This is a genomic window from Bacteroides sp. OM05-12 (assembly GCF_003438995.1).
In the GTDB taxonomy this organism is placed as follows: Bacteria; Bacteroidota; Bacteroidia; order Bacteroidales; family Bacteroidaceae; genus Bacteroides.
Genome location: NZ_QSUN01000011.1, coordinates 26,041 through 49,634, shown reverse-complemented (window position 1 = coordinate 49,634; position 23,594 = coordinate 26,041). Strand labels below are relative to the sequence as shown.

Here is a 23,594-nt window from a genome sequence, read left to right as displayed (position 1 = left end):
ATGAATATTAGAAAAACATTATTATTACTGTGTGTGATTCTTTCGGGAACAGTTTTTGCACAGCAAGATGAAAACACAGCATTGGCTTTTCCTGGTGCTGAAGGATTTGGGCGATATACTACCGGTGGACGTGGAGGTAAAGTGATTTGTGTTACTAATTTGGAAGATTCCGGTGAAGGAAGTCTGCGTCATGCATTACAGAAGGATGGACCTCGTATTATTGTTTTTAAAGTTTCAGGAACTATTTTCCTGACCCGTTCTTTAGATATCAATAAGGGAAACGTTACTATTGCCGGACAGACTGCACCGGGAGAGGGTATTACTATTGCGGGTTATCCTGTAAAATTAAAGGCTGATAATATAATTATCCGTTATCTTCGTTTCCGTTTGGGTGATATTAATAAGGTGGAAGATGATGCCATTAATTGTGTCGGAGGACATAATGGCAAACCTGCATATAAAGATATTATTATCGATCATTGTACTATGAGCTGGAGTACGGATGAATGTGCAACGTTCTATGGTAATCAGAACTTTACTTTGCAATGGTGCTTGATCTCCGAAAGTTTGAGAAAGAGTGTCCATGTAAAAGGTAATCATGGATATGGGGGTATATGGGGTGGTGATGGAGCTTCTTTCCATCATAATTTATTGGCCCATCATGATAGCCGTAATCCTCGTTTCTGCCATCCGGGTATAACGAGTGTTGCCGGAGTAATCGATTTCAGAAATAATGTTATTTATAATTGGGGTAAAAACAGTTCTTATGGTGGAGATACCCGTACCATTAATATTGTGAACAATTATTATAAACCGGGACCTGCTACTGAAAAGAATCGTTCCCGTATCTTTCAGCCGTATTTGCCGTGTGGAAAGTTTTATATTGAAGGAAATTATGTAGAAGGTGAACCTAAAGTGACAAATAGTAATTGGTTGGGAGTTAAGCCTAAAGGAGAGGTAAAGATGGACACAGTGCTTCTTTGGTCTCCGTTACCTTATGAAGCGGTGAGTACACAACCTGCAGAACAAGCTTATAAATTGGTTTTAGAGAAAGCCGGAGCTTCATTAGTACGTGATAAAATTGACAGCCGGGTTGTTGAGGAAGTGAGGAAAGGAACTTATACATACGGAGATAAAGGTATGATAGATTCTCAAAATCAAGTTGGTGGATTTTTGAAGTTTGTTTCTCAAACTTCTATAGAATCGGATTCAGATAATGACGGTATGCCTGATATTTGGGAAGTTGCTAATAATCTTGATCCGAACAATCCGGAGGATGCTTCTGAATATACTTTGGATAAGCAATATACTAATATTGAAGTTTATATAAATTCATTGATTAAGTAAAGATGTCTGTCAGAGTATTTAGGCTTTTGCTCTTATTTCTTTGTTCCAGTCTTTGTGCTGAAGCAGAGATAAAGGATACATTGGTTGTAGCCCATGATGGAAGTGGAAAGTACGATAAGATTCAAGATGCTATTGAAAGTATTCGTGCTTTTATGGATTATACAGTTGTGGTATATGTAAAAAATGGAGTTTATAAGGAAAAAGTTGTAGTGCCCTCTTGGATAAAAAATGTGATTATTGTAGGAGAGGATGCTGAGAAAACGATCCTCACTTATGATGATGGAGCTAATATCAACAAAATGGGGACTTTTCGCTCTTATACTTTAAAAATTGAAGGGAGTGATATTACTTTGAAGAATATAACAATAGAGAATAATGCTCCTAAAGGAACAGGGCAGGCTGTAGCCTTACACACGGAAGGAGATCGGCTGATTTTTATTGGTTGTCGCTTTCTTGGGAATCAGGATACGGTATATACCGGAGCAGAGAGGACACGCTTGTATTTTTATAAATGCTATATAGAAGGTACTACTGATTTTTTATTCGGACCTTCTACTGCTTTGTTTGATTTCTGTCAGATTCACAGTAAATCAAATTCTTATATTACGGCTGCGGCTACTCCTAAAGAGGTAAAATATGGATATGTTTTTAAGAATTGTAGATTAACGGCAGATAATGGCGTTACGAAAGTTTATTTGGGACGTCCGTGGCGTCCGTATGCCTCAACTATATTTATGAATTGTGATTTTGGTAAACATATTTGTGCTGCAGGATGGCATAATTGGAAGAACCCGGATAATGAAAAAACAGCACGTTATGCGGAATTCATGAATAAAGGCGAAGGTGCCGACACAACAGGCAGAGTAAAATGGGCAAAGCAGTTGACGAAAGAAGAAGCGTTACTCTCTATCGAAAATATATTCGGAGAGGATATTAATTGGTTTCCATTCAAGTGATAACGAGTAATCATAGAATTATCTGTGGTAAAGTTAGGCATAGAGCTGTCTTATTACTGATGGTTAGCTTTTTCTTTTTTGCTTTCAAAGAAGAACAAAGAGACATCACAATCTTTATGATTGGTGATTCTACTATGGCTAATAAGAATTTAGTCGGTGGTAATCCTGAGCGGGGATGGGGACAGATGCTTCCCGGTTTTTTTACTGAAAATATTCGTGTCTGTAACTATGCGAAGAATGGACGCAGCTCGAAAAGCTTTATTGATGAAGGACTTTGGGATGAAGTAATCTCTCAGGTTAGAAAGGGAGATTATGTTTTCATTCAGTTTGGACATAATGATGAAAAACCTGATGAACTGCGTCATACGGTCCCGGGAAGTACATTTGATGATAATTTGCGTCGTTTCGTAAAAGAAACAAAGGAAAAAGGGGGGATACCTGTTTTGTTTAATTCCATAGTCAGACGTAATTTTCGGAATAACACGAATGCAATTCTTGAAGATGATGCACCTAAAGTTGTTTCTGCCATAAGTGAGCATCCTAAAGAAGGAGATATATTGATCGATACACACGGTGAGTATCTTAATTCACCTCGTAATGTGGCTAAAGATTTGGATGTGGTGTTTATTGATTTGAACCGGATTACTCATGATTTAGTGGAAGGTTTAGGACCTGAAAAGTCAAAGGAATTATATATGTGGATACCTCAGAACACCGTTCCGATATGTCCGAAAGGAAAAGAGGATAATACACATCTTAATATATATGGTGCAAGGGTAGTGGCAAAACTTGCTGTTACAGCTATAAGTGAAGCTATTCCTGAATTAGAGAAATATGTTTGTTATTATGATTTTGTCGTGGCCAAAGATGGCAGTGGTGACTTTTTTACAATACAGGAGGCTGTTAATGCCGTGCCTGATTTCCGCAAAGAAAGGAGAACTACTATTTTGCTTCGTAAAGGGGTTTATAAAGAAAAACTGATTATCCCGGAGAGCAAGATCAATTTATCCTTAATCGGGCAAGAAGGAGCGGTGATTAGTGGTGATGATTATGCTGCTAAGAAGAATCGCTTTGGCGAGAATATGTCTACTTCGGGATCTGCCTCATGTTATATATATGCTCCCGATTTTTATGCTGAAAACATAACTTTCGAGAATACGGCAGGACAAGTGGGGCAGGCGGTAGCCTGTTTTGTTAGTGGAGACCGTACTACTTTTAAAAGATGTCGTTTTTTAGGTAATCAAGATACACTTTATACTTATGGCAGATACAGTCGTCAATATTATGAGGATTGTTATATTGAAGGAACTGTGGATTTTATTTTCGGATGGTCTATGGCTGTCTTTAATCGTTGCATAGTACATAGCAAAAGAAATGGCTATGTAACAGCTCCTGCCACGGATCGGGGAAAAGCTTACGGTTATGTTTTCTTCGATTGTAACTTAACGGCAGACGATGATGTGGATAAAGTATATCTGTCTCGTCCATGGCGTCCGTATGCGCAAGCCGTTTTTATTCATTGTAACTTAGGAAAGCATATTTTGGCCGAAGGTTGGAATAATTGGAATAAAAAAGAAGCTGAGAAAACTGTTTTTTATGCTGAGTATGAGAATGTAGGGGAAGGAGCAAATCCCAAAGCCCGCGCATCTTTTTCAAGACAGTTGGAAAATATAAAAGATTATACAGTTGAAAAGATACTTTCGGGTGATGACGGATGGAATCCTACAACTGAAATAAAATAATCAGAACATCGTGAAAAACGATGTTCTGATATTGGATAAAATGCCTTTCTTATTTTTTTATGACTTTCTCTTTGTATTCTGTAGGAGTCATTCCGTATTTCTGTTTAAAGCACTTACTGAAATAACGAGGATCATTAATACCTACCATATAAGAGATTTGCGTCATATTAAATTCTCCGGTCTCAATCAATTGCGCTGCTCGCTTAACACGCATTTCTTTTATAAATTCGATAGGAGCAAGTCCTGTCAGAGTCTTTAATTTTTTGAAGAATACGGATCGGCTTACGGCTAATTCTTGTACAAGATCGTCCACTACCATATCACCGTTATCCATGTTTTTCTCCATCAGTTCAACTAATTTGTCCATGAATTTACGGTCACTGGATGACATCTCCGGTTGTATAGGAGCTTCCTTCTCTTCCTGTGCAGAAGGTATGTTCATTAAGTTAGCCCGATAGATTTCCTGGAGTTTCCGGCGTTGTGCCAATAGATTGTCTACTCTGGCCTTTAGATAAGTGGAGCTAAATGGTTTTGTGATATAATCATCCGCACCTAATTCCAACCCTTCCAATTTACTTTCAATAGACGCTTTTGCCGTTAGCAGTACAATAGGGATATGACTGGTAGAAATATTGGCACGTAGTTCCTTTGCTAATTCAATGCCATCTTTTTCCGGCATCATAACATCACTGATGATAATATTAGGGATGAACTTTAGAGCTTTGTTCCAACCTTCTATACCGTTTGCTGCTTCTATAACTCTGAATTCGGAGGAGAAAATGCTGCGTAAGAAGAAACGTAATTCTAAGTTGTCTTCTACTAAAAGCATGGTATCTTTTTGATTATCTTCTAAATCTATATTTATGTCTTCTTCAACTTCAGGAACAGAGGATTTCATATCGATGACTTTGATATTTGAAGCCATCGGTGAGTCGGAGTCATTCAGAATGAGTTCAACGTTTTCGTCATAATGTTCTTTTCCTTTGCGGAAGTTTACAGTAAAGCAGCTTCCTTCTCCCAATTCACTGTCTACTGTAATGGAGGCTTTATGCATTTCTACAAGCTCTTTTACCAATGAAAGTCCTATACCGGAACTACTTTGGTTAAATAAGTTCTTATCCATCAGGTTTTCAAAACGAACAAATAACGATCCTTTTTTATTCTCGGCAATTCCTATACCCTGATCTTGTACACCCAGTGCTACTGTCTTTTCATCTTCATGGATGAATACAGTAATCATTTTCCCTTGTGGAGTGTATTTGAACGCATTGGATAGTAAATTAAAGATGATCTTCTCAAATTTGTCTTCATCTACCCATAGTTTTAAACTTGTAGTCTCGCTTTCGAAAATGAAGTCAATATGATGCTCCTCTGCCATTGCTTCGAAATTGTCCATTATACGGCGTGTGAAAGGTACTATATCAATTTCTTGTACTTGTAGCTTCATTTTTCTGTTTTGTATTTTGCGGAAGTCAAGTATCTGATTAACTAACCGCAGCATGCGATCTGTATTGCGTTCCACTATCTGAAGCTGTTCGCGGGCATCTTCCGGAAGCCTTGTATTCTTTAAAACATATTCTACCGGACCTGCGATAAGTGTAAGAGGGGTACGAAGTTCATGAGATATATTGGTAAAGAAGCGTAGTTTTATGTCTGAAACTTGCTGCTCTACAGAAACTTCATGCTTTAGACGATATATAGTAAATAAGATATATACTGTGATTAAGATTATTATTATGATAAAGAGCACATAAAGCAAAAATGCAAGTGGTGTTTCCCAGAAAGAAGGAAGTACGGTTATATGCAGTGTACGTTCGTTTTCTACCCATACACCTTCGCTGTTTGTGGATTTGGCTTTGAGGGTATAATTCCCTTTAGGTAAGTTGGTGTATGTGGCTGTACGCTGCTTGTCTACATAGTTCCAGTCCTCGTCGAATCCTTCCAGAAAATAAGCATATTTGATGTTTTCCGGTTTTACCATATCCAATGCTGCATATTGTATAGTAAAGATATTTTCTTTATGGGAAAGAATCAGCTTGTTTGTATCGTCCAATCCTTTTTTCAGAATGGAGCCATCCTCTCCAGGCACTACTTCCACATTGGCTATGGACAATTTAGAGAATATCAGGGTAGGGACATAGGTACTTTTTCGAACGGAATCGGGAATAAAGCTAAGCACTCCGTTGCTTGTTCCGAAGTAAAGCTTATTATCACGTGATTTGGCCGAAGCCCCTTCATTGAAACGGGTACTGAGGTCGAAACGGCCTTCATCATAATTCTCAAATTTTTCAGTAGAGGGAACGAACTTGCTTAGTCCGTTTTCAGTGCTAATCCAGAGTTGTCCGTGATTATCTTCCTGAATAGAAAGCATTACGTCAGAAGGAGCGCCGTCTTTTACTGTATATGATTTGAATATGGCTTCGCCTTTTTCATTTATGGAAGTTAATTTATTCAATCCTCCACCGAAAGTAGCCAAATATAAATCTTTATTTTGGGTAGAGATAATCCAATGCACATCATTATTACTCAAACTATTTGTATTGCTTGGAACGCGGGAGTAATGATGAAATACAACATCTTCCGCATTCTTGAAGTTTTCATTGAAACAAAGTGCTCCGGTTGTTGTTCCTACCCAAATATTACCGGATTTATCGGTTGTAATATGGCGTACGCGATGGCAACGGTCTATTGGATATCCTTTTAGGTTATTACGATGATTGATAAAGGTGATTTTTTCATTATGATTGTCTATATAGTTCAAGCCACCTCCGAAAGTTGCTATCCAGATACGTCCCTTATGGTCTTCAAAGACGGAATAGACATCATTGTGGCTTAAACTGTATATGTCATCTGCATTATATTTATAACGGGTAAGTATATAATTGTCACCACTTTTTTGAGCACGTACCAGTCCATCCCCTTTAGTCGCAATCCATAAGATACCTTTGGAATCTTGGAAGAAGCAATAAACAACTCCTGTCATTGGTGCTCCTTTTTGAGATATGGTACCATTTTCGGTCAGATATCCCATATAAATGTTTTGGGGATTATAGAATCGGACAATACCTTCTTTTACGCTAACCCATAAGTTTCCATCCTTATCTTTAAGCAATGCACGCACCTCATTGCTAAGCGATTCATAGTCATGTGGATATGGCGTATCTAAATTAAACTCATTATTAGTAAAGGTTACTTTTTCCAATCCTTTAGAGTGGGAGCATAGCCATAAGTTGCCCTGACGATCGGACATGATGGAATGTAATTTATTAGAGAACTTCCAATCAGGTGATCCCGGTTTATTATAGAACGGTATCAATGTATTCTTTTCTCTGTCGAAATAAGACAGTCCTCCACCATAGGGATGTACCCATAATCTGTCGTTTACGTCTTCATGTATATGGAATGCAGGTTCCGAACGTGCCGCATTTCCGGGTTCTGTGACGAGTATTTCCCGTTTTAAGTTCTTGGTAAACGGATTGAAATGACATACTTCTCCGCGTTTATTAAGTTCAAACCATAATTCATGATGCTTATCTACATAGGTAGACATTATTTTAATGCCGGATAATTCAGGGTTTGATTCTTTTGTATATGGAGTTATTTTTTGAGTTTTCAAGTTGTATACGTAAAACCCTTCGGTACGCGTTGTTGCTACAATCTCATCTTTTGAAAGGGTGTTTATTTCTATGATATTGGCTTTTACCGGTAGTTCTAATAGTTGGAATCTGCTTCCGTCTTTTTGATAACGCCACAATCGTCCTTTATCCGAGCCAAAAAAGATTTCATTTCCGTGTTCTTGGAAGGAGTAGAAATATTGTTTCCTGTCCGAACCAGTCTCTTTCGTTTCAACGAAATAAGAAACAGGAATATTACTATCCGGCTTTATTAAAGCCAGACCATTGTCTGTAAGCAACCATTCGTTACCGGATTTGTCGGCACAAGCCTTAATAACTTTTTGGCATGGGAACAGACCGGACTTTAAAGAATAGATTTCTGTGGACAGTTCATGCGTCTTTTCATCTGTCGTAGCACGGATTGCACCATCATTTTCGGTCAGTAGCCAAACACTACCTTGAGGCATCACTTCGATTGACTGTATGTTAATGTTGCTGCCCTCACCGGAAGAAGGAACCTGTTCAAACGTTTCCGTACTGGGATCAAATCTGTGTGCACGGTTATCGTAAGTCAGAACCCAAAGATAACCGTATTTATCTTCTTTTATAAAGTCCACACGGTTGTTGGTCAGACTGATAAAGTTGCCCTGACGAGCCTTATAGGTTTTAAAATTATAGCCGTCGAATTTATTGATACCGTCCCAAGTGGCCAGCCATATTAATCCTTTATGGTCTTGCATTATACTCATTACAGTGTTTTGCGATAGACCATCCTCGGAAGAATAATGCCTGAAAGAACATTTTAATTGTGCGGATGCGGATATACTTATCAATAAAGCAAGAACTATAAATAATCTGTGTTTCATCATGGTCCTTTTAAGTTATTATTAGCATTCAAAAATACATAAAATATAGTAAAGCAGGAAGTATAGGACCAATTATTTCAGTGATAAACTAAATAATCAAGTGATATGAACTTCTATATGGATGATGCGTTTGCCCTTGCTTGAACGGAAGGATGAGCATGGGCAAACGACAGGCTTTCCATAGTGAAACGCAAGGCTTGCCATGGCTGAACGAATAGGAGGTACGGAGGACTAAAATAAAAAGAGCCGCTTTCTCTATGATGAGAAAACGACTCTTTGAAAAAGTGATACTCTTAATTCAATAAATCAAGTTATTTTTTCCATCTTGGGTCGCCCATAATACTTCCGCGTTTACCTCCTGATAAGCATGGTGAACTGCTGCTTAATGTGAAGTCACCGGTTTCAGGTGCTGCAAACATCGGATCGGTATTCAGACGGTTACCTTCTTCAACATGCCACTGTGCAGTAGCGTTACTGGTGAAGTTTACATTGAATATACAGTTATAACTGTATTCCAATGTTGAACCGCTAGCCGGTGTAGCTTTCCCGTCAGCATCTTTATCTTGAGGCATTGTCCATCCTTTACCTGTAATATTGGAGAAGATGTTGTTTGTAATAAGGTAAGTACCCTTACTGCCGTTATTGAAATCGATGAATGACTGGCTGGAAGCATTGGTATTGTAGAATGTACAGTTGCTCAATTCAAAGTTTTGACTGTTTTCGTTCTTTGCCACACGGATAAACGCTCTTTCCATATTGTAGAAGGTACTATTCGTAATCTTCATATTTGTAACGGTAACGTTACGTAAATCAATAACCTGTGCGCTCTTACCGGCACTGATGTCATGAACAATACTATTATCTATGAATACATTACAAGAGGTATCATCCGGACCATAGCAGATTAATGCTTTATTGTAGTTAGAAATCTCACATCCGCTGATAACAAGTGAATCGATACTTGCGAAAGCTACACTTTCCGCATCATTTCCGGCTTTTGCCAAATTAAATGTATTCTCTCCGGAAGCACCATCTCCTGTGATGATTAAATCATTGAATGAAACCTTTCCAAGAGTTCCGCGAAGATTTACTCCGTCCGGAAGATAGAATTGAGTCGGAGCATCTGATGCTGATTCGATAGTTACGGATTTTGTGATATTAAGTGCAGAAGAGAATTCATAAGGAGCTCCTTCGGAAAGTGCTTTTACACGGATCACCCATCCCGGTTCTACAGCTTTTAACTGTGCGAGTAATTCATCAACGCCGGTTACGATGACTTCGTTTGCACTGCGGGTTGTAAATACTACTTTACCTCTACGTTTGCCTTCATTATAAATAGATACGGAATAAACGGTAGAAGGCGTTAGTCCTTCGAATGTATAGGAACGTGCATCTATTTCTTCCGGTGTAAGCAGGTGTTCATCTTTGATTGAGCCGTCTGCGTTTCTTAAAATCAGTTGGTCTACATCGGTTATTCCTTCTTTCCAGCGTACAATGACACTAGTATTATTAACATATTCTTTTTTGAAAGTGTTATTGGATGTAGAGAAGATGTTTTCACGGTAAGGAGCGAATTTCATTGCTTCTAACCATTCGGAATCACCCACACCTTGCAATGCACTGAATGCACGGATACGTACATAAAGAGAGTCGAGATCGGTACTGTTGATTGCTACTCCGTCTGTTACATGGAGTGTGGTTTCTTTTAAATCACTGTAAGTATTAGTTTTACCTTCAGAGAAAGTTTCATCTTCAGAGATTTGTACTTCATAAGAGGATGCATTCTTACTTGGATACCAAGAGAAATCTACATAACCGTCTCCTGTGTTGTCAACAGTGATTTCAATAGGACGGAAAATGCGTGATTGCGTCATATCCTCGTCATCATTGCAGGCAACGAGTAATGCCGTTGCCGCAATAAATCCTAAAAAATATTTTTTTATTTGCATAATATATCTTTTTACAAATGTTCTTAATTATAAATTAATAAGCGGATAAATATCCGTAGTTAGATAATGCTCCCTGGCTGTTGCTGATTACCACATCCATGATCGGTAGTAATTGACGCTCATCAGGATCTTCACATTGATAAAGGGCTTTGTTTACGTAAGCATCTTCATCAAGTAATAATTTACCTGTACTACTGTCAGTAGCTGTAAGCCATGATTTCTTTTTCCAACCTTCGGCTTTATCTTCATCTGTATTTCTTGGAGTATCTTCTCCTCGGTTTAATCCCCAAATCTCTAAAGTTTGATTATCTGCATTTAATTTGTAATAAACGTCAGCCGGAACTCCGGAATAAGCACCGCTTTGTTCACGGAGGTCACTTAGATTGGCTTTAGCTTCATCCATCTTGCTCTTTAATGCTCCCCAACGCATTAAATCCCATTTACGAATATTTTCACCACAGAATTCAAATGCACGCTCGTTTACAATTGCATTCAAGAAACCTTCTTTTGTGGTATAATCACCGCAATAGTTCATGTGTGCTTCATTATCGGAGAATGCTCTTTTACGTATAGCTTCCAAATATCCGATAGCTTCAGTAGTAGGAGCGGATTCCAGTTCATTGATAGCTTCGGCAGCCATCAGAAGAATGTCTGCATAGCGGAGTACACAGTGTGCGATACCATCATCATTACTGCTAAGGAAATTGTCTTTCATCCACTCGGCACGGAACTTTGCCAGATAGAATTTGTTGACGCTTGTTAATGTTTGCACATCGTCAACCCATTTGTATGGAGCTGCTGTTACATCACGGCGAGTGTCACCGGTTTGGAAATCATAAAAGAATGATGGTACTACGCTGATTTCACCTTTAACGGTAATGCTGCTGTATTTATCTCCGGATAACTTTTCATATTCTCTGCGAAGGCCGAGATAACTGACGTATTCACCACGACTGGAACTAAATGGCATTTGGAAAATGATTTCGCTTCCTGATGCAAAGTTGCGTTCACATATTCTTTTGAATACATCTTCATAATTACCTAATGTACGTGGATCTTGAGCAATGATGTCTTTACATTCGTCGCGTGCGATTGTATATAATTCCGTTCTGCGTGCTGCATCCACTCTGTAATGTGTATTAATAGTCTGATAATCTTCAGACACTTTCATTTGGTAACCTGCCGCCATTAAAGCTATTCTTGCACGGAGTCCTTTAATAAAGGTCGTGGATACACGTTGTGTGTTTGAATACTGTGTTTTGCTGTATGGTAAAAATTCTTCGGCTGTTTTCAAGTCATCAAGAATCCGGTTATAGATACTATTACGGTCACTTTTCTTCATGTAAACATTATCAGCAGATACCGGCTCAAAACGTGCGGGAACATCTCCCCAGTATTTGATTAAATCATTGTAGACCATAGCACGAAGAGTCAATGCTTCGGCAAGTAAGGTTCCCATTTGATTTTCTTTTGTCGGATTTCCAAAGTCTTGGATTCCTTTAATAACTAAATTAGCCTGTTCAACGATGGCATACATACGGCTCCATGGGTCTGAACTGTTGGAGTCATTGAATCCATCAGTCATACTTGATGTTTGTTGGTAAGTAGCCAATGCTGTACGGTCGGTTTTTCCGGCTGCATCTTTTGAGTTCGAATGGGTTTCGATATCTGTATTTACACCCATATAACAAATCATACGGTTACGATAAGAACGATTCTCTGTCATCAGGTTGTAGATACCCATCACAGCACCTTCCGTCAGGTTCGGGTCACTGTATAATTCTTCGTCTGATTTGGAAGAACTGGCACCGGAATCCAAATAGTCATCGCAAGATGTATTTAGAAGTAGTAATCCGGCAACTAATATATAAAATAGATTCTTCATTTTATTTACTTTATTATTGTTAGAAAGTTAAGTTAATACCAAAGTTATAAGTACGGCTTTTCGGATATGCAGAATAGTCTACTCCCGGTGTAAGAGGAGTTTTTGTTCTTGTATCTACTTCCGGATCAAAGCCAGAATAACTAGTGATGCAGAATAAGTTGGTTGCAGTGAAGTATACACGGCATTGTTGCATGAATACTTTCTTTATCCATTCTTTAGGTAAACTGTAACCTACAGTCAGGTTATTCATTCTCAAGAATGAACCGTCTTCTACCGCCCATGAGTGGAATACGAATTGGTTATAAGGAGACCATAAAGAGGTATTGGCATTTGCAGCTGTTAAAGCAGCTTTATCTGTAATTACTGCTCCGGTTTGCCAGTCAATGTTGGTCCAACGGTTACCTAAAGCCATATCTGTAATCATGTTACGATATTTGTAGTTATTGTTGTTTGAGGTGAATTCTATCTTATTTGCGTTATAGATATCATTTCCATAAACAAATGTAAAGGCACTTGACAAATCGAAGTTCTTGTAACGGAGATTAATACCGAAACCACCGGTGAATTTAGGAGCGGCGTGACCGATAACCTGACGGTCATTTGCGTCAATCTTTCCATCTTTATTCACATCTTTAAGCTTTAAAGCACCCGGTCCCCATGATTTTCCGGTTATACTGCTGTTATCAGCCGGACCGGAAACATAATTTCCTTTTTCGTCTGTAACGACTCCTGCCAATACCCATTTACTTCCATCCCAATTAAAATCATCCACGCTATATCTGCCTTCCGTTACATAGCCGTACATCAAACCGATTTCTTGTCCTACGTATACGCGGTAATCATCAGACATGGTACTGGTCCAAGTGGAACCTGCAATGATTTGTTTCAAACCACCGAGTGATTTAACTTTACCTTTATTCTTACTGATATTAAAGTTTATATCAAATCCCCAATCTTTTGTATCGACAATCACGCCATTTAATTGGAACTCAATACCTTTATTAGAAGTTTCGCCAATATTTCTAGCTTGTGTATTATATCCTGTTCCATTAACCGGGAAGTCAATCAACAAGTCTTTGGTATTATTGGAATAAAGCTCAATAGAACCATTTAGGCGGTTATTCCAAAAACCGAAATCTATACCAAGGTTACGTGTATAGGTCGTTTCCCATTTCAGATCTGGATTGTAAAGTTGAGTTCCGGTAGTCCAGTAAGAAGTTCCTTGTTCCAAATAAGCCGTATTCTTTGCTGAATACATAGAACGGTATTGATCAGAATCAATATTATTATTTCCTGCTGTACCATAGCTGAAACGTAGTTTTAGGTTTGATAACCATTTGGAAGCCCCTTGCATGAATTTCTCGTCAGAAAGTCTCCATGCCACTGCTACTGAAGGGAAATATCCCCATCGTTGTCCCGGAGCAAATATGCTTGAACCGTCTGCACGGAATGTTGCTGTTAACAGATAACGTCCCATCAAATCATAATTGGCACGACCGAAGAAAGATAACAGTTTAACGTCCGGGTCTGTATAATTATTGAAAGACGAATATTTTCCGTTTACTGTGTATTTGAATGCATCTTCAGGTGAGAATGCATCGGATATGCCATCTATCTGATTCGTAACCGTACGACTACGTGTTGCCATTGTCTCTTCACCTAATAATACAGTCAACTTATGGATTTTCTTGAACGTAGCATCATAGTTGATTGTATTGGTGTTACGGAAACGATTGAAATATTTTGTAGTAACAGTTAAAGCCGGTTCATTCTGCACAGAGCTGTTTTGTCTTGCATAATAAGTGCTTTTACCGTAATAGCGGTTTTCCAGTCCGGGCCTGTTTTCGTAGCCTAATTCGGAACGTATGGATAATCCTTTTATCGGTTTGATTGTAACCCCACCATTATAACTGTAAATTTGGTTGTCTTTATAGCGGTATGTGTCACGAATCATTGTTGTTGGCGGGAATAATGAACCTACTTCTTCTTCGTCATCGGTTCCTGCTGTAACATTTCCCATGGCAATCGGAGTGTAGATAACACTATGTTTTAGGCGTGAGTCGTTAGTCGACTTTTCACTTTTTACATCATTTGCACCACCACCATTGATATCGGTATCTGTATAGCGTGTAGAAAAATCCAGATTCAACCATTTAAACGGTTTAGCTTTGATTTTTGCACTTAATGCATTACGTGTGTAATCGGAACCGGCCATGATAGCTTTATCATCTACACGGCTATAACTTATATTATAGCTAATCTTATCAGTACCACCGTTTATGCTGACATTATTGTTGATTGTATATCCGGTACGTCCGAATACTTCATCCACCCAATCTGTTCCTTCTATGGTATTGTAGATATCCATATCTTGGAACTTACCAAAATATGGTTCGTATTGGTCACTGATTTTATTTGCGATAGCAGCTTCTTCATATTGATGTGCAGCAAATTCGTATGGAGAAAGTACATTTAATTTGCCGGCAAGTTTTTTCCAACCGTAAGAACCATTATAAGAAACGGAGAATTTACCTTCTGTCGGAGATTTGGTCGTGATGAGAATAACACCGTTTGCACCACGGGCACCATAAATTGCAGTAGAAGAAGCATCTTTCAATACAACGATGTCTTGGATGTCAGTAGAAGGAATATCGGAAATACTATTTACCGGGAATCCGTCTACTATATAAAGAGGTGTATTGTCGCCGGTAATAGAACCTCCACCGCGAACGCGTATCTTAACATCTGCATCAGGTGAACCTTCTGTTGTGGTAACTTGTACACCGGCCATCTTACCGCTTATAGCTTCCGCTACATTGGCAACCGGTATATCTTTCAACGCTTCGCTATTGATTGTAGATACGGAACCTGTTAAGTCTTTCTTTTTTGCCGTACCGTAACCGATAACTACCACTTCATCCAGATTTTGTGTATCATCTTCTAAAGTAACATCGATTCTGGTCTTACCTTTTACATTGAACTCCTGTGTTTTCATACCGATATATGATACAATAACCGGAACTTTACCGGAAACTTTTAAGGTGAAATTTCCGTCGAAATCAGTAATGGTACCATTCGTTGTGCCTTTCTCGAGAATAGATGCACCGATAATCGGTTCTCCTGTTTTGTCTTTCACATTACCTGTGAGGGTAATGGTCTGCGCCGATACGTTTAATGATATCGCTGCTAATAGTATTAGAAGCAAGGTGCGCATGTTTTTCAAATTGTTAGACATTCTTTGCATGTTTATTAATTGATAAATACGATTTAATTAAAATTCAATGAATTAAGTGTTAATCATCGCTACAAAGATATGTGGTCATAGGAGAGTCATGTGTGTAATTTTTGTTTTTAGGATGGAATTAATTGTTATAGGTGTTTTAAAACAGATATTTAACAGTTTGATTCGTTCATGGTATTAAGCGGAAATTTATAGGGGTTTCTTTATACCCGTTTATTGATACGCAAAGAAAAGAAATAGCAGATAAATCAGCAAATTCTAAATGTTATTATTGTTTTGCTGACTAAGTATTTAACATCTTCACTTGGATAATATTTCCCCTTCAAAAAACAAAATTTACCAATAGCTATGGATGTAATCCAGTAATTTAGCACTCAGGAAAATATTAATTTTAAAATGAAGAATAACATGAAAAACAAGTTACTTTTATTTTTGACCTTTACGTTGGGTAGTTCCTTATTATATGCACAACCGGATTTTTCAATGGTTGGATATGCTGCAATGGAGGGCGAAGGCAGTTTTTATCAAAAGGGTGGTACAACCGGTGGCGCAGATGGAGAAATTGTTACTCCCGCTACTTTTACTGAATTAAAAAGATATGTTGAGGATGCTACTACTCCTTATACTATTTTGATTACTAAAGAGTTTACGACTGATACTCCGTGCTTTGTTGATGGAGACGGACATATTTCTACTTCCGGTACGGCTTCTACTTATGGTGAAATATTAAAAGTAGGTTCTAACAAAACATTGTTAGGCGTAGGGAACGATGCTTTTTTCAATCGTATAGGATTGGTTATCCAAACGCAGAGTAATATAATTATTCGGAATATTAAGTTTACGATGAAAGATGTTCCAGTTGTGAAAAGTGGTGAGAATAAAGTGATTGCTTGGAGAGATGGTGCGGAAGTCGTACTTGGTGATCCGGATTGTATCAGTATTCAGGCGGACAAAACAAGCGCAAAGACTGATTATGGACATCATTATTGGATAGACCATTGTGAATTCTTTAATGAGAACGGTGTAAATAAAGACCGTTATGACGGATTACTTGATATGAAGAATAATGTGCAATATACAACTATTTCTTGGTGTAAATTCCATGAACACAGTAAGGCTTGTCTGAGTGGTAAGGGAAATTCGGATATGTATCCTCGTACTGTTACCATGCATCACAACTATTTTTTGAACATACAAGGTTCTCGCTTACCCTTGCAGCGTGGTGGTACCTATCATTATTATAATAATCTGCAAGAGAATTGTCAGGATGGTTATGATTTGCGTAGTGGTGCCATTGCATATATTGAAGGCTGTTATTTTAAAGATGTGAAATCTCCGGTAATGCCAAGCGGTGAGGGGGAAGGAGCCACACTAGTGGATCTCATCTTTGAGAATTGTAAGAGAATCCCGCAAGAGTATGCAGAAGAAGGAGTGAAATATGATAAACTTTATGAGATCCCAACTTCTGATTATCGTCCACCTTATACATATAAGGCTGATGCTGCGTCTGAGGTTCCGGATATTGTTCCTGTTTATTGTGGAGTGGGTAAGATTGATGGACCTACTTTTATTCAAATAGTAGATGGCAATAAAGAAGTTATAGCAATAGAATATTATGATTTTAGCGGTTTAAAGTTATCAGCTCCGATGAAGGGGATAAATATCGTTCGTAGTATTTATAATGATGGTTCTGTTGAGGCGGCAAAAATGGTTATAAAGTAAGAATGCAGACCTTTTGAAACTTATTTACTATTTACAGAATATCTTTCTCTAATTTTAGTATTGTAGAAACTGTTCTGAAAAATTTATATTAAAAGATTTACCCCTGCTACAGCTTTGTAACAGGGGTAAGTTCTTTCTCTTTCTTAAATGATATTCTCTGTGATTTTTAAACTACTTTTAAAATCTCAGCTTTATACCGCCATTCATAACAAATCCATCCAATGGAGCATAAATGTCCCGAAAAACAGGATTAGAAATACTGCCTGTATAGATTGTATCAAAACGAGTTTGTCGTCTGTCTGTGAAATTTTCAAAATTGGCATATATAGAAAATCGTTCCCATATTTTTTCAATCATGAATCCACAGACAACATATTGTTTTCCTTTCAATCCTTCACTTAATTTCTGAGGGCTGAAATAGTATGCTTCCAAACCAATTTTCCATTTATCTTCTACTTCATACATTAATATACCGTTTAAACGATGTTTTGGGGTCAGTATATTCTCGTACTTTACAGAATTCTCAGTAGTGTGGGTGTCTGTAAAAGTATATCCTAGATATAAATGGAAATCTTTATATCCGATCTTCACATTTGTTTCCCCACCTTTAGTGTCCATGTTGCCCGTTATATTATTGAGTCTGTATAATCCGTTTTCCGAAGATTGCAGTAAAAGGGGGGTATCAAGATACGTATAAAAGAATAATTGATTGACGCTAAATGTTATGTCCCCTTCACAGAATGAGGTGACATAGTTAAAATCGATATTCACCCCGTAACTTCTTTCAAGTTTATTTTTGTTCTTGTCAATTGGTAACACACACTGATATTGTAAACGTTCGCTATCTTCCGTAAAGATAGTTGGAGCCTTATATCCGAATCCACCACCTAGGCGTGATGAGAATTTATCAGTTATTTTGAAGTGGGCAGAAATACGAGGAAGTACGGCTATTCCATAATTGGGGACATAATCTGTTCTTAACCCGGTTTCAAGATTGAGCCATTTCGTTGTTCTCCAGTTGTTTTGTATAAAAGCGCCCATTATGGTTTGGTTATAATTCCTTAGTTGAAAATCTGTTAGTTTCTTTTCATTGAATTTGTCCGTCCAAAGATTTAATCCTGCAACCCACTCTGATTTTTTGGTAGTATGTATATATGATAGCTCGCTAAACGTTGAAATCTGAGTACCTTCAAAGGAATAATCGGGTATACTTATATTTCTTTTGAAATAAGTTACGCTGTTTTTTAGATCCAACCTGTTTTTTTCATTGAATTTATGTTTGAATGTCAGTTGCGTAGAGTGTCTTTGAGTTTTGTTCTTCTCAAAATAAGAATGTACATCACCTCCTTTACCTTTGATATATTGGATGTCTCCTCCTAAACGGTTTTCAAACATAGTATTTAATCCTATGCTCATTTGCGTGTTTTCTGTGAAATAAAGAAATAATTTCGGATTAAGAACGTATCTGTCATATTGGGGAATCGCTGTAAAATCCGTATTCGAGGGGGCATAGGCCCAATTCTTATTATATGAAGCAAAAATAGTTGTTCCGATTTTGTCAAATCGTTGACCGTAGAATCCACTTACATCCAAGCCTTTTCCTGATGTTCCATTAAAATGTAGGCTTAAGTCCTTTTTTTCTTCTGGTGTTTTGGATATTAGGTTTACTAAACCAGCTATTGCACCACCACCATATAAAGTAGATGTTGCCCCTTTGATAATCTCAACTTGTTTTAAATCAAGAGGAGGAGTCTGTAATAGCCCCAATCCACTAGCTGCACCTGCAAAAACCGGAAAACCATCTTTTAATATTTGCGTATATCTGCCATCCAAACCTTGTATACGAATAGCTGCATTTCCTGATGTGGCAGATGTTTGTTGGGTAATGATTCCTGTACTTTCATTCAATAACATACGAATATCTCCAGGTTTCATACTTCCTTTTTCCCCCAACTCTTCACTTGATATAAATTCGACTCGAGTTGGTATGTTTTGAATGGTTCGTGTTCCTCTAGTAGATGAAATAACTACTTCTTCTAGCATTTCCTCATCCGGCTCTAAGAATATTTCAATAGGATCAGTTGTTGGTAAAGGAAATAAAAATGATTTTGTTTTAGTTTCATACCCGAGATAGCTAAATGTGATATGTTGCTCTCCATCAGGTATGTTTAATATAGTAATTATGCCGTTTTCATCAGAACTTGCTCCATTAGTCGTTTTGTTTAGTGTAGCATTTACTCCGATTAAAATGTCCTTACTTTCATTATCTTTTATAATGGCTTTAAATATATTTTGCGACAATATATTTTGTACTGACAATATGCACATTGCCAGTAATATAAATCTTATCTTCATATTTCTATTATTGGTAAAAAATAAGTGTATAACAATTCTACGATGAAGTTAGTATTCATCGCTAAACATTAATATAATACTTTTCAGACGTTAATCTATCTTTGGTGGTTGCCAAATAGAAGATGAAAATTGAGGAATCAGTTTATCTCTGTAAAAAGAAAGGAGATTGTCATTTAATAAGACTCTCACGACAGAAAATGAATGAAATAATCTAGGGACAGGACAGCCGGTGCAAGTATTACAATGTAAAAAGGGAGAACAACAACAGTCGGTGCAAGAACAATCATTATCAGTGCACGCCTCTTCTTGTGCTTCGTTCATACTTTGGAACAAACATTCATCTTTTAAAAAACAAGGAACTGTCGATAGTAGTAGTACCCATAAAGCTAATATGTAAGACAAATATTTCATTTACACCGATTAAAATCGGTGCAAATATACAATCTTTATATTCTTTGGCAAAGTCTTTTCTTATTAAATCAATTTTAGTATATCTTCGGCATTATCTACAATATAATCGGGTTGGAATTTCTCTAATTCTTGTCTTGGGCGAAATCCCCATGTTACGCCTACCCCGGTTACTTTTGCGTTTTTTGTCGTTTGCATGTCTACTCCGGAGTCTCCCACATATAGTACTTCATCACGGTTTACCTTGGCAATGGAAATGATTTCGTTGACAACGATAGGGTCCGGTTTGACAGGAATACTTTCTCTCTGACCTAAAATTGCTATGAAGTGAATGTTAGGAAAATAATGTGCTATCAGCCTCTGAGTGGCACTTTGATATTTATTTGATGCTACTGCGAGCATTAATCCTCTTTGTTGCAGTTCCCGTAAAAGTTCCGGAATATCGGGGTAGGGGGTACTAAAATCGGTATTATGAGCATCATAATGTTTAAGAAACTCTTTGCGTACGGATAAGATGTTTTCTTCTGTCTTTTCTCCTTCGGGGAGTGCACGTTCAAAGAGTTTGTTAATACCATTACCAACAAAGAAATTATATTCACTAACATCATGCTGTGGAAATCTGCATTGCTTTAGTGCATAGTTAGTGCTGTTTGCTAAGTCGGCTATCGTATTAAGCAGTGTTCCATCAAGGTCGAATATTACCAGTCGTTTCATAAATTATCGTTTAATGGGGCAAAGTTAAAGAAAATAATTGGTGTAGTAGTTGAATTTTTATTTTTGAAATATAAAGATATATAGATAAAAAAGGCGGAACTTGTAAAAGCCCCGCCTGATAATGTGTTGAATATTAAAACTTTATTTGATATAAGTCTTAGTAACTTGTACTGAACCGTCTTCGTAGATGTTCTTAACAATGTTCAAACCTTTTTGAGCTTCAGCCATTTTAACACCTGCTACATTGTAATATTCTGTTCCGATGATTACTTTTTCTGCAACTGATGAAGCAATATTATTGGGAGTATCACCATTATCAAATGCAAGATAATAATAGTTGATAGAGCCGGTTGGTGCGCTCAATACTAAATCACCTGCTCCTGAAATATTAACTTTTACATAAGGATAGATACTTCTGGTTTTTGTTTCTCCATTATCATCTGTATAGGTTTCTTTTTCTGCTTCTGATTCCAATAATATTTTATTAAGAACTTCTGTTCCGTTAAATGTTCCTACGATGTTACGGTCTGTAGCGCTGTTGCTACCTGTACGTGCTGCAATAATAACTGTACCTGCAGAAGGACAAGCGATTTTTACAGTTCTATCATCGTCTTTACTGGTTCCTGCTGTTTTCAGACGTGTTGTATAAGTAACTCCGTCTTCAAATTTAGAGGAATTAGCATCAACAGACATTGCATTCTTTTCACTTGCGGTAAAAGTGAAGATACCTTTGGTTACTACTGAAGTGATGTTTTTCTCTCCTTGTTCCCAGTCATCGAAAACCACAGAGTTTTGTGCACTCACTGTTCCAAACATTGTTGCTACGAAAGCAGCCACGAAAAGTAATTGTTTCTTCATGATAGTAAAAATTTTAAGTTTATAATTAATTTTGTTTTGTCTCGTTTGACATAGGCAAAGGTAGCCTGAAGCGTAGATACTGATGTGTAAAAATCAGCAATTACTGTGTAATATTTGGTGTTTCGTATTGTTGGTATGAAATTAATCATCAAGGATTTTAAAATAATCATCGGGTTGATTGAGCACAAACACCTCGATGTTTTTAAAAAACATAAGGTTGATTGAAAAAGGATCTTTTATTAATAGACAAATGGAGTTTCTTTTCGCAAGTTTCATCTTTCAGCTTGTATAAATAGTAACTGATAATGAATGAATTATCCTGAATGATGTATAGGCTGATTTGAAAGATGAAAAGGTTCAGTCATTTCTTTTTTATTGTAGAGAAATATATCTTTGACTCTTTGCGGGCTGAAACTTTTGGGGGAGAAAGGTTCAGGATAACGCATTGATAATCAAACAATAATTTGTACGCTGAAGGATTGAAAGAAGTTTTGGAGTAATCTCTGTTTTATTGCCTTTTAGAGTTAGGAGAAAAGGCAATAATTGTTTTTTTATAAACATACGGTCCTTTGTTCGCAAACAAGTATCGTTTGCGAACAAAGGACCGTATGTTTGAAATGCTATATTACTTGATAATTTTGACAGTACAAGGGTGCTCTAATTCTTGTTTCCATTCTTGTACATAGGCAAACCATTCTTCAGGAGATTTGTACCCGAATGTCTCTTTCATAGAAGTAAATGTTATATTATAATTGAAAGAGTTATGGCCTTCATTACCTACGGTGTAGAGGTAATTGCTTTTATCTTTTACCTCCTCTTTTACATATTTTTGCGGTATGTAAGTGGCGAGCCCTACTGTTTCTTTGGCGTATTTTATGGTATCATTAACCGGCCAATCCGTTCCCCAACATGCTATTAATCCTTTGTGATCAGAGAAGGATACTGATTCTTTAATATCTTGTACACCGGTACAAAAGACTTCTTTTTTTAATGGTTCTTCAAAAGAAATATAAACCTCTGCATCTCTATGACCTGCATACAGAATATATCGGGTAGTCATATTGAGTTTTGAGCCTTGGTATAACCAATCATTATCTTCTACCTCAACAACCGTACGGATAGGGCCTGCAGCCATAATTCTTTCTGTCCGGTATCTTACCGGCTCTACGTGAGTTGCTTTTTTACCATTCCATCCTTTTAGTGTACCTACACCACAGCTGCCACTGACGCGAAGTACATCATCACCGAATCCTTTGGCTAGTTGTTCGTCATTAGGGTAGAATCCGCTTTCTTTTAGTTCGAAGCCTTTATTAAACTTACCATAAATATCTACTGTCTGTTTCTGGTCGAAATAGATTCGGTAAATGACTAATTCGGATTCGAAAGCCGGTCCGTGATGATGAAGCTGATTATAAACATTGCTTGTTCCGGGAATTGTAAGTGAAGTGATAGGTACATGTTTACCTTTTTTATCACTAATCAACATATCGGCATATACTCTTGATTCATATTGTTTGTTTGATTCTTCAGAAGAAAAAGTAATTGTAACTTTTTTGCTGCTATTTGCCGGCATATCTATAACGAAAGCTAGTTCATCGGCTATGCGGTCTCCATTTAAATCATCCAATTGCGAAGGAATTTCCTTGTTTTGGTCTTTTATTATTGCCGATTTTATTGGGAATCCAACACTGATCTCATTAAGTTTGATTGCAATCGGGGCATCCGTTTTGTCTTGTTTCCAATTATTTTGAATTTCTACAGTGACATTCTTCTCTGTTGCTAAGATATTGAGTGAACACCATAATGCAATTGTAAAATTTAATATCTTCTTCATGTTGTTATGATAGTAATTTATAAAAATGAAATTCTGAATGCGATAAGGTTATCAGGTTTCATCCATAGATAACTTTATCGCATTCAGAATGGCAAAGTAAAGA

General features: G+C 37.4%; 12 protein-coding genes. 4 read left to right on the top strand and 8 right to left on the bottom strand.

Annotation, left to right across the window (positions count from 1 at the left end):
• Genes DXB63_RS10310 through DXB63_RS10300 form a run of 3 tightly spaced genes read left to right on the top strand, consistent with a single transcriptional unit; the run spans position 1 to position 4,045 of the window.
• Positions 1–1,347 (top strand): pectate lyase, encoded by a 1,347-nt coding sequence (locus tag DXB63_RS10310; protein WP_233522843.1) that lies wholly within the window; start codon positions 1–3, stop codon positions 1,345–1,347.
• 2 nt (positions 1,348–1,349) lie between these two features.
• The gene (locus DXB63_RS10305) at positions 1,350–2,303 is read left to right on the top strand and encodes a pectinesterase family protein (RefSeq protein ID WP_122126336.1); all 954 of its coding nucleotides are present in this window, start codon (positions 1,350–1,352) and stop codon (positions 2,301–2,303) included.
• Between the two features lie 59 nt (positions 2,304–2,362).
• Positions 2,363–4,045: a pectinesterase family protein gene (locus tag DXB63_RS10300; protein ID WP_122126335.1), complete on the top strand. Its 1,683-nt coding sequence runs from the start codon at positions 2,363–2,365 to the stop codon at positions 4,043–4,045.
• A gap of 49 nt (positions 4,046–4,094) precedes the next feature.
• Here the strand turns inward: DXB63_RS10300 and DXB63_RS10295 are convergent, their stop codons facing one another.
• The 4 genes from DXB63_RS10295 to DXB63_RS10280 all read right to left on the bottom strand — a co-directional run bounded on the left by DXB63_RS10295 (position 4,095) and on the right by DXB63_RS10280 (position 15,594).
• Positions 4,095–8,528 carry a two-component regulator propeller domain-containing protein gene (locus tag DXB63_RS10295; RefSeq protein WP_122126334.1) on the bottom strand — a complete coding sequence of 1,478 codons (4,434 nt, stop codon included), beginning with the start codon at positions 8,526–8,528 and terminating at the stop codon, positions 4,095–4,097.
• Positions 8,529–8,836: 308 nt separating this feature from the next.
• Complete coding sequence (locus DXB63_RS10290) at positions 8,837–10,474, bottom strand: DUF5123 domain-containing protein (protein WP_122126333.1); 1,638 nt, start codon at positions 10,472–10,474, stop codon at positions 8,837–8,839.
• A 34-nt stretch (positions 10,475–10,508) separates the two neighbouring features.
• Positions 10,509–12,359, bottom strand: a complete 1,851-nt coding sequence (locus tag DXB63_RS10285) for a RagB/SusD family nutrient uptake outer membrane protein (protein WP_122126332.1) — start codon at positions 12,357–12,359, stop codon at positions 10,509–10,511.
• 19 nt (positions 12,360–12,378) lie between these two features.
• Positions 12,379–15,594, bottom strand: coding sequence for a TonB-dependent receptor (locus tag DXB63_RS10280; protein ID WP_122126331.1), 3,216 nt, complete (start codon positions 15,592–15,594; stop codon positions 12,379–12,381).
• Positions 15,595–16,008: 414 nt separating this feature from the next.
• Between DXB63_RS10280 and DXB63_RS10275 the strand changes: the two genes are divergently transcribed.
• Entirely contained in the window at positions 16,009–17,322 is a 1,314-nt protein-coding gene (locus DXB63_RS10275) for a polysaccharide lyase family 1 protein (RefSeq protein ID WP_158563667.1), read from the top strand.
• A 177-nt stretch (positions 17,323–17,499) separates the two neighbouring features.
• Here the strand turns inward: DXB63_RS10275 and DXB63_RS10270 are convergent, their stop codons facing one another.
• The 4 genes from DXB63_RS10270 to DXB63_RS10255 form a co-directional block, all read right to left on the bottom strand.
• Positions 17,500–19,677, bottom strand: a complete 2,178-nt coding sequence (locus DXB63_RS10270) for a TonB-dependent receptor (RefSeq protein WP_122126329.1) — start codon at positions 19,675–19,677, stop codon at positions 17,500–17,502.
• Between the two features lie 474 nt (positions 19,678–20,151).
• The gene (locus DXB63_RS10265) at positions 20,152–20,799 is read right to left on the bottom strand and encodes an HAD family hydrolase (RefSeq protein WP_122126328.1); all 648 of its coding nucleotides are present in this window, start codon (positions 20,797–20,799) and stop codon (positions 20,152–20,154) included.
• A 141-nt stretch (positions 20,800–20,940) separates the two neighbouring features.
• Positions 20,941–21,657, bottom strand: a complete 717-nt coding sequence (locus DXB63_RS10260; RefSeq protein ID WP_122126327.1) for a hypothetical protein — start codon at positions 21,655–21,657, stop codon at positions 20,941–20,943.
• A gap of 625 nt (positions 21,658–22,282) precedes the next feature.
• On the bottom strand, positions 22,283–23,491 hold the full coding sequence (locus DXB63_RS10255) for a DUF4861 domain-containing protein (RefSeq protein ID WP_122126326.1): 1,209 nt from the start codon (positions 23,489–23,491) through the stop codon (positions 22,283–22,285).
• Positions 23,492–23,594 lie beyond the last annotated feature (103 nt).